This is a genomic window from Dactylosporangium sucinum (assembly GCF_014647515.1).
GTDB classification, from domain to species: Bacteria; Actinomycetota; Actinomycetes; order Mycobacteriales; family Micromonosporaceae; genus Dactylosporangium; species Dactylosporangium sucinum.
The window spans coordinates 57285-70181 of the sequence record NZ_BMPI01000010.1 but is presented as its reverse complement, the minus strand read 5'-3'; the positions used below and the strand labels follow the sequence as shown (position 1 = coordinate 70181).

At 72.6% G+C, this 12897-nt stretch carries 11 protein-coding genes; 9 read left to right on the top strand and 2 right to left on the bottom strand.

Features of this window, described 5'->3' with window-relative positions; genetic code table 11:
* Positions 1 to 2: 2 nt before the first annotated feature.
* The 4 genes from IEZ31_RS58845 to IEZ31_RS12335 are packed head-to-tail and all read left to right on the top strand — an operon-like array spanning position 3 to position 2588.
* Positions 3 to 1022: an NUDIX domain-containing protein gene (locus tag IEZ31_RS58845; RefSeq protein WP_308429379.1), complete on the top strand. Its 1020-nt coding sequence runs from the start codon at positions 3 to 5 to the stop codon at positions 1020 to 1022.
* Positions 1019 to 1813: a hypothetical protein gene (locus IEZ31_RS12345; protein WP_190249947.1), complete on the top strand. Its 795-nt coding sequence runs from the start codon at positions 1019 to 1021 to the stop codon at positions 1811 to 1813. Before IEZ31_RS58845 ends, IEZ31_RS12345 begins: the two co-directional genes overlap by 4 nt.
* Positions 1810 to 2397 carry a hypothetical protein gene (locus tag IEZ31_RS12340; protein ID WP_190249946.1) on the top strand — a complete coding sequence of 196 codons (588 nt, stop codon included), beginning with the start codon at positions 1810 to 1812 and terminating at the stop codon, positions 2395 to 2397. Before IEZ31_RS12345 ends, IEZ31_RS12340 begins: the two co-directional genes overlap by 4 nt.
* A 17-nt stretch (positions 2398 to 2414) precedes the next feature.
* A complete protein-coding gene (locus tag IEZ31_RS12335; protein WP_190249945.1) occupies positions 2415 to 2588 on the top strand; it encodes a hypothetical protein in 174 nt (57 codons plus the stop codon).
* Positions 2589 to 2770: 182 nt separating this feature from the next.
* Here the strand turns inward: IEZ31_RS12335 and IEZ31_RS12330 are convergent, their stop codons facing one another.
* Together IEZ31_RS12330 and IEZ31_RS12325 are read right to left on the bottom strand one after the other, a co-directional pair.
* Positions 2771 to 4993: a tetratricopeptide repeat protein gene (locus tag IEZ31_RS12330; RefSeq protein ID WP_190249944.1), complete on the bottom strand. Its 2223-nt coding sequence runs from the start codon at positions 4991 to 4993 to the stop codon at positions 2771 to 2773.
* A gap of 1446 nt (positions 4994 to 6439) precedes the next feature.
* Complete coding sequence (locus IEZ31_RS12325) at positions 6440 to 9217, bottom strand: tetratricopeptide repeat protein (protein ID WP_190249943.1); 2778 nt, start codon at positions 9215 to 9217, stop codon at positions 6440 to 6442.
* Between the two features lie 331 nt (positions 9218 to 9548).
* On the opposite strand from IEZ31_RS12325, the gene IEZ31_RS12320 reads away from it, so the two are divergent.
* Genes IEZ31_RS12320 through IEZ31_RS12300 form a run of 5 tightly spaced genes read left to right on the top strand, consistent with a single transcriptional unit; the run spans position 9549 to position 12816 of the window.
* Positions 9549 to 10301 carry a hypothetical protein gene (locus IEZ31_RS12320; protein ID WP_190249942.1) on the top strand — a complete coding sequence of 251 codons (753 nt, stop codon included), beginning with the start codon at positions 9549 to 9551 and terminating at the stop codon, positions 10299 to 10301.
* On the top strand, positions 10294 to 11319 hold the full coding sequence (locus IEZ31_RS12315; protein ID WP_190249941.1) for a tyrosine-type recombinase/integrase: 1026 nt from the start codon (positions 10294 to 10296) through the stop codon (positions 11317 to 11319). Before IEZ31_RS12320 ends, IEZ31_RS12315 begins: the two co-directional genes overlap by 8 nt.
* 20 nt (positions 11320 to 11339) lie before the next feature.
* The gene (locus tag IEZ31_RS12310) at positions 11340 to 11804 is read left to right on the top strand and encodes a hypothetical protein (RefSeq protein WP_190249940.1); all 465 of its coding nucleotides are present in this window, start codon (positions 11340 to 11342) and stop codon (positions 11802 to 11804) included.
* A complete protein-coding gene (locus IEZ31_RS12305) occupies positions 11801 to 12499 on the top strand; it encodes a hypothetical protein (RefSeq protein WP_190249939.1) in 699 nt (232 codons plus the stop codon). The genes IEZ31_RS12310 and IEZ31_RS12305 overlap by 4 nt, the downstream gene beginning before the upstream one ends.
* Before the next feature lie 44 nt (positions 12500 to 12543).
* The gene (locus IEZ31_RS12300) at positions 12544 to 12816 is read left to right on the top strand and encodes a hypothetical protein (protein WP_190249938.1); all 273 of its coding nucleotides are present in this window, start codon (positions 12544 to 12546) and stop codon (positions 12814 to 12816) included.
* The last annotated feature ends 81 nt before the right edge of the window (positions 12817 to 12897 follow it).

Here is a 12897-nt window from a genome sequence, read left to right as displayed (position 1 = left end):
CCGTGACGACGAGCACCATGACCCCGGCCGACATCGACCGGCTGCGCGCGGCGATCGCCGCGGTGGCGCAGGAGCGCAACAGCGGCGACGGCGCCGTCAGCCTCGGCCACGTCGACGCGCTGCTCGACGCGGCCGCGGCGGTCCTGCCGCAGCCGACCGGCACCTGCGAACTGTGCGGCACCGCCGGCGTGGCGGTCCGGATCGGCACCGACCCGGACCCGCGGGTACCGCAGCTCGTCTGCCGCGACCTGGCCGCCTGCGCGCGCCGGTGCGAGGCGGACGAGGACGCCGGGATGCCCGGGCGGACCTACACCCACCCCGACGTGCTCACCGCAGGCGTCCGTGACGGCTGGGCCGACCCCGAGACCGACCCCACCCGGATCGACTGGGCGCCCCGGCAGGCCGCCGCGGCGATCCCCTTCCGCGTGCTCGACGGCCGCCCGGTCAACCCGCGCGAGCGCACCGGCATCCGGTACGGGCGCAACGAGCTCGGCCACTGGGGCGAGCGCCTGGCCGCCGACGCCCTGGTCACCGTCACCGACCAGGACGGCCGCCGCTGGATCGTCATGGTCGAGCGGGACGACGGCCACGGCTGGGCGCTGCCCGGCGGCATGGTCGAACCCGGCGAGGACCCGATCACCGCCGCCCGCCGCGAGCTGGAGGAGGAGACCGGGCTGCGCCTCGACGGCGCCACCTGGCGGGCCGGGGCGCCGCGGTACGTGCCCGACCCGCGCGCCAGCGACGAGGCGTGGATGGTCACCGTGCTGGCCCGCACCGACGCCGGCGTGCACGAGCACGGCCAGCTGCCGGAGGTCGTCGGCGCCGACGACGCCGCCCGGGCCGCCTGGGTGCTGGCCGACACCTACCTGATCCTGGCCGAGTACCTCGCCACGGCCTACGGTGCGACGGTGTTCCCGGCGCACGTTGGCATGCTGGACGAGGCCCTCGACGGCACCGGCGCCCGGCCGCCGTCCCGCCACGAGACCCACCCGACCGACGGACCGACAGAGGGAGCAGCATGACCGCCACGTTGCAGGACATCGAGCCGGCCGAGCCGGACCCGGTGGCCGACGCGATCGCCGCGCTGACCGCGGCCGCACGCCAGACGCGCGTGCGCGGAGCGGGCACCGATCAGGCCACCGTCGAGCCGGTCGACTTCGCCGACCTCGCCGCTCACGTGCTGACCACGGTGGCGGCCAACGTCGGCAGCGTCGAGACGCTGCTGGCCGGCCGGTCCGGCTCGTGGGAGGCCGACCTGGTCCGCCGGCTCGTGGACCGCACCGCCAGCGAAGACGAGCTGTTGCGCTGGCGGACCGAGCCGGTGCGCCTGCACTTCGACGCCGAGGACACCTTCTACACCTTCGGCATCAGCGACCTGCTCGATCAGGAGCGGGACGCCATCGGCGACGTCGTGTCCCGACTCGACGGCGAGATCCAGGCGCGCGACGAGGCGGCCGAGCGGACGCCGGCGGACACCGCGGTCGACGAGCAGTTCGCCGCCGCCGAGGCCCTGGACGATGCCATCGAGCGGTTGTGGGAGCAGGACCGGGCCGCGTACGCCGCGGCGTACCGGGCCACCGTCGAGCGCTACCTCACCGAGCGCGGCGCGACCTGCGGCGTGGACATCATCACGCCCGTCGCCTACGCCTCGACCACGTGGGACCCGCTGGCGGAGCAGATCCACGAGTACGCGCGCCAGCACACCCAGCTGCCGATGACCGGCAGCGCTCCCGACTGGAGCGACGGCAACCCGGCCGATGCGCTGCGCCGCGCCGGGCTCACCTACACCGATCGCGCCGGCGGTGAGCGGTGAGCGCCCTGCCCGTCGACGTCGCCGCCGGCGTCCACCAGGTCGCCGAGCAACTGCACAAGCTGCTGCACGACGAGATGGTCCGCGAGCACCCCACCGCCGAGGCGCGCCTGCTCTGGCAGGCGGCCAAGCTGCTCAACACCGCGGTCGGCGCGCTCGACTACAGCACCCTGGACCGCCTCGACCCTGGCCAGCAGCGCACCGCACAGTGGGTCGACGCCGCCGAGATCGCCTCGGACATCGCCGACGAGGCCCTCGGCATCGCCGCCGCCGCGATCACCCTGCCCGACGCGGCCCGCCAGATCGAGCGGACCGACGTCGACCTCGTCGACCTCGGCCTCGACCAGGCGGCCGCGTTCGGCGGCACCATCACCGTGACCACCAACCCCGGCCACCTCGACGACGAGCGGACCATCACGGTGGCGATCGCCGACGACCCCGGCCGGACCCTGACCGTCACCGACCCCGGTCACCCGGCCGGGGCCGAGGCCGGGCACACCGCGTCGACCCTGCTGCGCACCGCGCACCACCTGCACCGGCTCGGCGCCGTCCTCGGCGAGGCCGTGGACGCCACCGACCGCACCTGAGCACCGAAGGACAGCACGTGCCTGATGACGAGAGCCGACCGGCCGGAACCTGCTGCGGCGAGAAATACTGCGGCGCCAAGAACCCGGCCCAGGCCGGCAAGCCGCTCGCGCCGACCTGCATCCTCTGCCCCCGCTCGCCCACCTACTGGCGCAAAGCAGGAGCCGGTCAGACGCAAGACTCCAGCGGCTGAAGACCGGCAGCTGACATGAACTCGGTCGAGCGCCAGCCTGCAAGCGGCGCCGTCAGCCCGTTTTGCGTCAGACAACGCATACGGCCGTACCAACAGCAGCCTCGTCCTAGAGGTCATCAATCCTGCCCCTGCTTGATTAGCATGTCGGCAGCCAGTTGGCGGCGTACCCGTTGCCGGTGCGGTCAGCCCGCTTGATCGAGGCGGCGAAGGCTTTCCACGGCGTAGAACGTGCCAGCCGCCACCTCATCCCGAAGCTCGTCGATGCGGCCCTGCCTGGCCAGCATGTCGGTCAGCAGGACGGCGGCGTATCCGTCTCCGGTGGCTGCGCGGTCGCGCAGTATCTGTATCGCCTCGTCGATGCGGCCCTGCCCGGCCAGCATGTCGGCCAGCCGGCGGGCGGCGTATCCGTCTCCGGCGGCTGCGCGGTCGCGCAGCTCGTCGATGCGTCCCTGCTCGGCCAGCACGTCCACCGGCACATCGGCCAGCCGGAAGGCGGCGTACGTGCCTCCGGTGGCTGCGCGGTCGCGCAGTATCTGTATCGCCTCGTCGATGCGGCCCTGCCCGGCCAGCATGTCGGTCAGCAGGACGGCGGCGTATCCGTCTCCGGTGGCTGCGCGGTCGCGCAGTATCTGTATCGCCTCGTCGATGCGGCCCTGCCCGGCCAGCATGTCGGCCAGCCAGTGGGCGGCGTCACCGTCTCCAGCGACAGCGCGGTCGCGCAGTACCTGCAGCGCCTTGTCGACGGAACCCTGTTTGGCCAGCACGTCGGCCAGCCGGATGGCGGCGTACCCGTCTCCGCTGCCAGCGCGGTCGTGCAGCTCGTCGATTCGGCCGTGCCTGGCCAGCACGTCGGCCAGCCGGATGGCGGCGTTCCCGTCTCCGGTGGCTGCGCGGTCGCGCAGCATTTGCAGCGCCTTGTCGACGGAACCCTGTTTGGCCAGCACGTCGGCCAGCCAGCTGGCGGCGTACCCGTCTCCGCTGCCAGCGCGGTCGTGCAGCTCGTTGATTCGGCCGTGCTTGGCCAGCATGTCGGCCAGCCGGATGGCGGCGTTCCCGTCTCCGGTGGCTGCGTGCTCGCGTAGCCCCTGCAGCGCCTCCTCGACGCGGCCCTGCCCGGCCAGCGCGTCGGCCAGTCGGGCGTTGACGAACCAGCTGCCGGAGACATCTGCGGCGCGCTGGTAGAGGGCGATGGCGTGCGCGGGCTGGCCGCGGCGTTCAGCGTTCTGGGCGAGTGCGAGCCTGTCGTCGGGGTGGTGGTGGGTGGTGAGCGTTGTCCACACGAGGTCTGGTAGGACGGTGGTGCGGCGGGTGCCGAGAGCGTGTTGGTGGAGGTAATCGGCGGGGACGTAGCCGGCGATCAAGCCCATGCCGGCGGGGACTGGGGCGAGGCAGGCGGCGGCGCCGTGAACCAGGGTGGTGGCGTAGGACAGGGCGCGGTCGAGCCAGTCGGGTGGTGCAGTGGCCTGCTGGGCGGGGGTGAGGTAGGCGGGGGCGGCAGCTTCGAGGAAATCGCTGGTGACGGGCTGGCAGGCGCCGACCCGGCGGGCGTCGAGCGCGGCGGTCATGACGGCCTTGTCGTAGCAGTTGCCGCCGGTCCAGCGCCGGATGAGCGCCGGGCCGGCGGCCAGGAACTGGGTGAAGCCGGCGTCAGCGGTGTCGAGCGCGACACGGATGCGCTGGTCGGTGCCAGCAAGGGTTTCGCCCCGGCGCCGTTCGGCCCGGCTGAACATCTCGGGCACCTCAATCGACCAGGCGAGGCCGAGCAGGTCGCGGTCGTTCGCGTACGGATCGGGCTCGCCGGCGCGGGGCCGGGAGATGCGGATGTTGTACTCGTCCGGCCACAGCGTCGCGACCACCACCGTGCCGGCGGTGATGAGCCGCCGCAGGGTCCCGGCGGGCAGGCCGGTGGGGTGGTTGAGGTAACGCTGCAGCTCGTCCAGCCACAGCACCATGCGTGGTGTCGGCGCTTCGGCGTGGGCGGCGATCGCGGGGGTGGCGCCCGGGTCCGGGTGCAGCAGCCACCACTCCGGCAGGGTGGCGTGGACCGCCTCGTACACGGCCCTGGTCTTGCCGACCGACGAGCCGCCGATGAGCAGCACGAACCCGCCCTGCGCCGCAGCGGCGGTGAGGGCGGTGCGTAGGTCGGCGTCGAGGTCCCGCGGCACATACGGCGGCAGTTCCCCGGCGGCACCGGGGATCTGGATCGCGGCGTGGACGCCGAGTAGCCGCGGCCGGGCCTCCCGGACACGCACAGCGCTGGCGGGGCGCGGCTGGTGGGCCGTGGCCACCCGCTCCCACGCGGTCAACCACGGCCGCTGCGCCTCGCCGTCGAGGCCACATGCGAGCAGGAAGGTGATCACCGTGTCGCGGGTCGGGGTCGACTTGGCGTTGAGCAGATCGCTCAACGTCGCTGCTGGCAACGGCCGAGGCCTGGCGGCCCTGCGCAAGTCGGCGTAGGAGCGGTCTACGCGTAGGCGGGCGCAGGCCCGAGCGAACGCTTCGAGAGACTGCACCGCGTCCAGGCCGATCTCGAGGGGATGGGCGGCAGGGTGGTTGTCGGCCATTCGGGCGCCTCCCGGCTGTTCGGCGGTCGCACCAAACACTGACGGACCACCGTAGACCGCCACGACTTCCGACGCGAGCGCCGGGCTCACCGGACTGGCGACCCGCAGCGTCGTTCGGCTTCGTGCGCCCCCGGTGCCGAACTCCGTGACCAGGCGCTTCCCTCGAAGACGTCACCGCTGATGAGGCTCCGCGGGAGACCCGGTCGGCTCCCCACCCCGACGACTCACCGGGAGCCACCAATGCCCACTGACCCCGCCAACCCGACCTGGCGCGAGAAGCTCGCCCTCGCCGCCGTCTGTGGCGCCATCTCCGGCGCCATCCGCGCGCTCATCACCTGGATGCTCGAGCACTGATCTCGTACCTCGGCCCCGGCCCGCTACGAGCGGGCCGGCGCCGAGGCGCAAGCCAACCGAGGAAATACCGCACCTTTGAATACATGCGCTCCACCAGTAAGAACGGGAATTATTGCATCAGATGCAACACGTAAACGCCGATCACTAGGCCTCTGAGGTGGTGATGGCGGTGCGCAGGTCCGCGTCGGGGTCTCGTGGCACGTACGGGGGCAGCTCGCCGTGAGCGTCCTCGACTTGGATCGCGGCGTGCACGCCGAGCAGCCTCGGCGCGTATCTCGCACCCGGGCCGTACCGTCGGGACGTGGCTGGTGCGCGGTGGCGACCCGTTCCCACGCGGCCAACCAGGGTCGCTGCGCCTCGTCGGGGACACCGCACGCCGTCAAGAACGCGATCACGGTTTCCCTGGTGGGCGTTGACTTGGTGTTGAGGAGGTCGCTCAGCGTTGCTGGCGGCAGCGGCCGCGGCCGGGCCGCCTTGCGCAGGTCGCCGTAGGAGCGGCTGGCGCGCAGCTGGTTGCACGCTGCGGCGAATGCCGCCAGGGACTGCACCGCGTCCAGGTCGATCCCAAGGAGATCGGCGGCGGGGTTGTTGTCGGCCATCGGGCGCCTCCCGGCTGTTCGGCGGTCGCACCGAACACTGACGGACCACCCTGGACCGCCACCATCTTCAACGCGAACGCCGAGGTCACCCACATCGGTGACCCACAGCGCCGTTCGGCTTCCTTCGCACCCCATGCCGGACCCCGTCATCAGGGGCTTTTCTCAAGGCGTCAACGCGGGAGAGCGGCCGGCTCCCACCCTGACGACTCACCAGGAGCTACCGATGACCACCGAACCAACCAACCCGACCTGGCGCGAAGCTCGCCCTCGCCGCCGTCCGCGGCGCCATCTCCGGCGCCATCCACGAAGCATAGCGTCCGTTTTATCCCTTGACCTACGGCGGGTTGAGGAACAGGAAGTGCAATCCAAGCGCCGGTTTGAAGCCGGGTTCACCCGGTTGCTGTGGGCGCCGCGGCCACGGTTCGCCACGCTCGAGGCTGCGCAGGGCCAGCGCAGCGTCATGAGTGCCAGCGGACTGTTCCTCCCGCAGTTCCGTAAGACGGCCGTGCCGGACGAGAATGTTGATCAAACTATTGGCAACGAGATATCCCTCGGAGCCGACGTGGTCGCGCAGCAGCGCGATTGCCTCGTCGACGCGGCCGTGGTCGGCGAGCAGATTCGCAAGACTGGTCGCTGATCCCGGTACGCGAGCGTCGACTTGCGCGCGGAGCTGGAGGACGGCGGTGTCGATGTCGGGCTCTGCCAGGTGTCGAGCTAGGTGATTGGCGGCATCGACGTCGCCGGCTTCGGATCGCTCGCGAAGCTCGTCGAGCCGACCTTCGGCAACGAGATACTTGGCCAGTGCGGTAGCCGCGTAGCTGTCGCCGAGGTCTGCCTGTTGGCGAAGTTGTTCGAGTCGTCCGTGTTCAACGAGGAGTTGCGCGAGCATTTCGCTGGCGAAGAAGTCGGATTTGAGCAGGTCGTTTGGGTGCTTGGCGGCGTTGGTGAGTACGTCGATCGCCTCGTCGATGCGTTTGTGTCGGACGAGCATCTGCGCCAGGTAGTGGGCCTGGAACCTGCCAGGGGCGTCGACGCGCGCTCGCAACATTGCGATCGCCTCGTCGAGATTTCCATGATCAGCGAGCACTTGGGGCAGCACGTGGTTGGCCTGGATCTCACCAGAGGCTGCCCGCTCGCGGAGCAACGCGATCGCCTCGTCGATCTCGCCTCGCCGTGCGAGCAGCCCGGCAAGGACAGAGTTGAGCTTGGGCGTGACGGTAGACCATGCACGGAGGACGCTGATCGCGTCATCCTCGTGTCCGGTCGTGGCGAGGTGGTGGACCAGCAGGTAGCAGGCATAGGGGTCGCCGGCGTGTGCCCTTCCGCGGAGCTGATCGACATCGCCTTGTAAAGCCAGGGCGTCATCAAGCTGGTCGCGGGCCGAGACGTCGCCTGCGTCGGCGCGCAGACGAAGCTCCTCGACGTCGCCGTGCGTCGCTACCCACCGAGCGAGCTCATCGGACGCATACCAGTCGCCTGCTCCCGCCCGGTCGCGGAGCTCGTCGACGCGGTTCTGGTCTCCAAGCAGTTCCGCGAGGTAGCGAGCGGCGTTGTCGTCGCCGGCGTCGGCGAGTGGCCGGAAGAGGGCGATGGCGTGGGCGCTGAGCCCGCGTAACCGTGCACTCTCGGCAAGCGAATGCGCATCGTCGGGATGGTGATGAGTGACGAGGGCCTGCCACACCGCGTCGGGCAATGGTTCGGTGCGCCGCACCCGCTGAGCGTGCTGGTAGAGGTAGTCTGCGCTGTTCCAACCGCCGATACAGCCCATGCCAGCAGCGAACGGCGTGAGGCAAGAGGCGGCACCTTGCAGCTTGACAGCGGCATACGCCAGTCCCTGCTCCAGCCAGTTTTCGGGTGCCGTGGCCTGCTGGGCGGAGGTCAGGTACACCTGCGCCGATTCCTCAAGGAACGCACGAGTGAGCGGCTGGTGGGCGCCGACGCGGCGGGCGTCGAGGGCGGCGGTGATGACGGCTTTGCCGTAGCAGTCGGTGGACTGCTCCCAGTGCTGGATGAGAGCAGGGCCGGCGGCGAGGACCTGGGTGAAGCCGGCGTCGGTCGCGTTCAGCGCGATACGAATGCGTTCGTCGGTGCGGGCCAGGTTCTCGCCGCGGCGCCGTTCGGCCGGACTGAAGGTATCTGGTACCCGGGCAATGTGGGCGAGGCGGAGCAGATCACGGTCGTTGGCGTACGGGTCGGACTGCCCGGCCTGGGGCCGAGCGGTGCGCACGCTGTGTTCGTCGGGCCACAAAGTGGCGACCACGACGGTCCCGGCGGTGATTAGCCGCTGCAACACCCCGATGGGAAGGCCGTCGGCGTGGTTGAGGTAGCGCTGCAGCTCGTCCAGCCACACCACGGCCCGGGGCGCCGGAACCTCGGCGTATGCGGTGATCGCTGGGGCGTCGGCCGGATGCAGCAGCCACCATTCACGTAGTTCGGCGCGGACGGCTTCATACAGGGCTCTGGTCTTGCCGACCGACGAGCCACCGATGAGCAGCACGAACCCGCCCTGCCCTGCGGCGGCGGTGAGCGCGGCGCGCAGGTCCGCGTCGAGGTCCCTCGGCACGTACGGCGGCAACTCCTTGACGGTGCCGGGAATCTGGATCGCGGCGTGCACTCCGAGCAGCCGAGGCCGGGCCTCCCCGACCCGGACCGCACCGACCGGACGCGGCTGGTGAGCCGTCGCAACCCGCTCCCACACCGCCAGCCACGGGCGCTGCGCCTCGTCGAGGAGACCGCACGCCGTCAAGAATGCGATCACGGTCTCGCGGGTCGGCGTGGACTTCGCGTTGAACAGGTCGCTCAACGTTGCGGCCGGCAGCGGCCGCGGCCGCGCCGCCTTGCGCAGATCACCGTAGGAACGGCTGGCGCGCAGCCGGTCACATGCTCGGGCGAACGCCTCAAGGGTCTGCACCGCGTCCAGATCGATCTCCGGGGGATCGGTGGCAGGGTGGTTGTCGGCCATTCGGGCACCTCCCGGCTGTTCGGCGGTCGCGTCGAACACTGACGGACCACCGTAGACCGCAACCAGATTCGACGTGAACGCGCAGGTCACCCACACCGGTGACAAGCAGCGCTCTTCGGCTTCCTTCGCACCCCGTGCCGAACCCGCCACCAGGCGCTTCTCTCGAGGCATCACCGCGGGAGGCCAGCCGGCTCCCCACCCCGACGAATCACCGGGAGCCACCAATGACCACCGAACCCACCAACCCGACCTGGCGCGAGAAACTCATCCTGGCCGCCGTGCGGGGTGCCATCGCCGGCGCGGTCCGCGCCATCATCACCTGGATCCTCGAGCGCTAAACGCCCGTGTCCGCCCGGCCCGCCTCATGCGGGCCGGGCCGGTGGCGGTCAGCCGGGAATACCACACGTTCGAATACATGCACTCCACCAGCAGCGGGCGAGCTCGCGGACGTCGCCCCGCGCGACGAACCCGGAGCTACCGGATGACCCGGCCGATCGAGGACCCGTTCTGGACCAGCGCTCCCCCCGGAGAGCGGGTCGACGCGGACACCATGACGGCGCTGCGGGTGCTGCACGCCCTGTGCGGGCAGCTCGCGGCCAGCGTCGCGGCGGTCGGGGCCGACCGGGACCGGCGGGACAGCCTGATCGGCCTGCTCGACGCCCTCTCCCGCGGCGCCGCCGGGGAGGTCGGCGCGCACGGCTACACCTGGGACTCGCTGCTCATCGACCACCACTGGCGGCTGACCCACCTGTACGCCGCGGCCGCGCTCGACTACGCCTGGGCCGCCTCCCGCATCGCCACCAAGCTGGCCGCCGGCGCCGGCCCGGTCGTCCCGCTGCAGCAGTGGCCGGACCGTGAGCGGCACCCCGGCCCGGACTGGCTCACCGCCGATCCCGGCCACCGGGTTTCCCCGCTGCAGCTGCCGGCGCCCGACGACCGGCTCGGCCAGCGGCACGCCGGGCAGGTCCGCGAGGCCAACGCGCTGCTCGCCGAGACGCATCCGCGGATGCACGACCTGGTCGTGCGAGTGCTCAAGGTGCACCCCGACGACCTGCGCAGCGGCGGCGACGCCACCGACGCGCCCCGGCTGAGCCAGGACGACCACGCCGCGTACGAGCCGCGGCGCGTTCGGCTGCACGAGGCCGCGACCGCCCTGCACATCCACGCCGCTGCCTGCGCCCGGGCGGTCGTGCTGCTCAACGTCGCCAGCGCCGAAGGCCGCCGCGATGGGTGAGCTGATCACGCTCGCCTCGCGGCGCAGCGGCCCGGCCGGGCCAACCCTCGCGACCGCGACCGACGCCTACCTCGACGCGCACATCAGCGCCGGGGCGTGGTCGGCCGGCACCGCGGTGAAGTACCGGCAGACCCTCACCGCGCTCACCACCCCGCCCCGGCGCCGAGCGGACGCCCCGTGCCTCCCCCCGCGCGCGGCGCTGGCCGACCTGGACACCAACACCGGCCGGGCGGAACTGCGGGAGGTCTTCGACGACCGGTTCGGCAGCCTGGCCCCGACCACCCGGACCCGCCACCAGGCCACCCTCAGCTCGGCGGTCACCTGGTGGCGCGGCCGCGGCTGGCTGCACACCGACCCGACCGACGGCTGGGTCCGGCCGAAGATCACCGTGGACCGGACCCGGGCGCTGACCCGCAGCCAGGTCGCCGCGGCGCTCGGCCTCGACGTCGACCTGCGTGAGCGCACCCTGCGCCAGCTGCTCTACGACACCGCCGCCCGGGCCAGCGAGATCCTCAACCTCAACATCGAGGACCTCGACCTGGCCAACAAACGCGCCAAGGTCGTCGGCAAGGGCGGCGACGAGGAGTGGGTGCACTGGAGCACCCGCACCGCGCACCTGCTGCCCCGGCTCATCGCCAGCCGCCGGCGAGGCCCGCTGTTCCTGGCCGGCCGGCTACCGACCCGGGCGGTCCCGACCGCCGACCTGTGCCCGGAGACCGGCCGGGCCCGGCTGTCCTACCGCCGGGCCGAGGAGCAGTTCGAGGCCGACACCCGGGCCCTGGCCCACCCCGACGCCAGCCCCGAGGAACTCGCCGACCTCGACGGGTGGACACTGCACCAGCTGCGCCACTCCGCCCTCACCCACGAGGCAGAGGACGGCACCAACACCCCGCTGCTGCTGGCCCGGTCCCGGCACGCCTCGATGCGCTCGCTCGAGCGCTACGCCCGCCCCGGGCCCGACGCGGTCGCCGCGCACGTCGCCCGCCGCGACCCCGACGCCCGCCGCAAGCGACCCTGACCACGGAAGGGCAGGACACCATGAACGCCACCGACGCACCCGACCCGGCCACCACCAGCAGCCCGGCCGATCTCGCGGCGTTGCGCGCCGAAGCCGCTCGGCTGTTCGCCGCGCACGACGCGATGGCCGCCGAGCATGCCGCCAAGGTCCGCACCCGGACCGAGGAGCGGACCGCCGCGTTCGCCGCCGACCGGGCCGCCGCCGCGGCCGAAGACGGCGCCTACGAGGCCCTCGACCAGGCCGAAGCGGCGCACCGCGCCGACCCCACCGACCCCGGCCTCGCCGCGGCGGTCCGGACAGCCGAGGCCGCTTGGGAGACGGCTCGGGTCGAAGCCGACGCCGCCGCCCGCGCCGCCCGCGACGTCGCCGCCCGGCAGGCGAGCGAGGTCGGCGCCGAGACCGAGGCGCTGCTGGAGCTCGGGGCGCAGGCCCGCGCCGTGCAGGACGCCGCCTACTTCACCGCGTCGCCGGCCAGCACGCCGTGACGATCGCCGAGACCCGACAGTGCGTGGTCGTCGACCTGGAGCCCGACGTCCTGCACCACGACCTGCTGCGGCTCGAGGAACTGCTGCTGACGCTGCGCCGGTGGGCCGCCGAGGCCGCCGGCCCGGACGGCGACGGCTGGACCCCGCCCGGCGTGCTCGCCGGCGACGCGCCGGTGGCGGCGATCAACCGGCTGCAGGACGCGCTGGGGCCCACCCAGAGCCGCACCGAGCTCGACGAGCAGCGCGACCGGGTCGAGCGGCCGCCCGCCGGACCGCGCTGGTACGCCCCCAACGGCCGCTTCGAGCTTGCCGCGCTCTCCTTCGTCACTGTCGCGGCCGCCGACGTCGCTCTGCTCGGCGCGATCGCCGCCGAGCTCGGCCGGCCCGACGGTGACCCGGCCGTCCGCGAGGCCATCGAGGAGCACGAGCGCGACCTGCCCGACACCGGCAGCCCGCGCGAGCGTGAGCGCCGCCGCCTGGTCGTCACCGCCGCGCGGATCCACGGCATGCTCGACCTCGAACTCACCCCCGACACCGCGCTCCTCGAGGAGGCCTTGCGCGCCGCCGGCGCCGACCGACTCGTCCTCACCGACCCGCAGGCGACGGCCTACCACCGCACCGTCGACCGGCTCAACACGATGGCGACGCTCGGCGACCCCTTCGTGCGGTGGGCGATGGGCAGCACCGACCACTGAACCGCGCCCGGAGGAAGCAGCACAGCGCGCGCTACCGTCGCCGGGTGCGAGCGGAGGAACTGCGCGCCGCGGCCGCGGGCCGGCCCGGCTGGCAGATCGACGACGAGGCGGGCGTCTACGCGCCGGGCGGCGCATGGTCCGGACGGGTCCGGGCCGTCGACGCGCCGCAGCGGGCCGACCGGGCCTGGCACACCGCGATCCTGCTGGACGGCGTCGCGCGGCACACCCGCCTGTGCCGCACCGCCGCCGAGGCGGTCGGCTGGACCGAACGGCTCGTCGCCACCTGCACCGCGCCGCCACCCGGCACGACCGCATAACAGCCCCGCCCGCCAGCACGTCCGCCGACACCCGCGGACCAGCGCCGCGGCGGCCGGATCCGGTTTCACACCGGGCCGCTG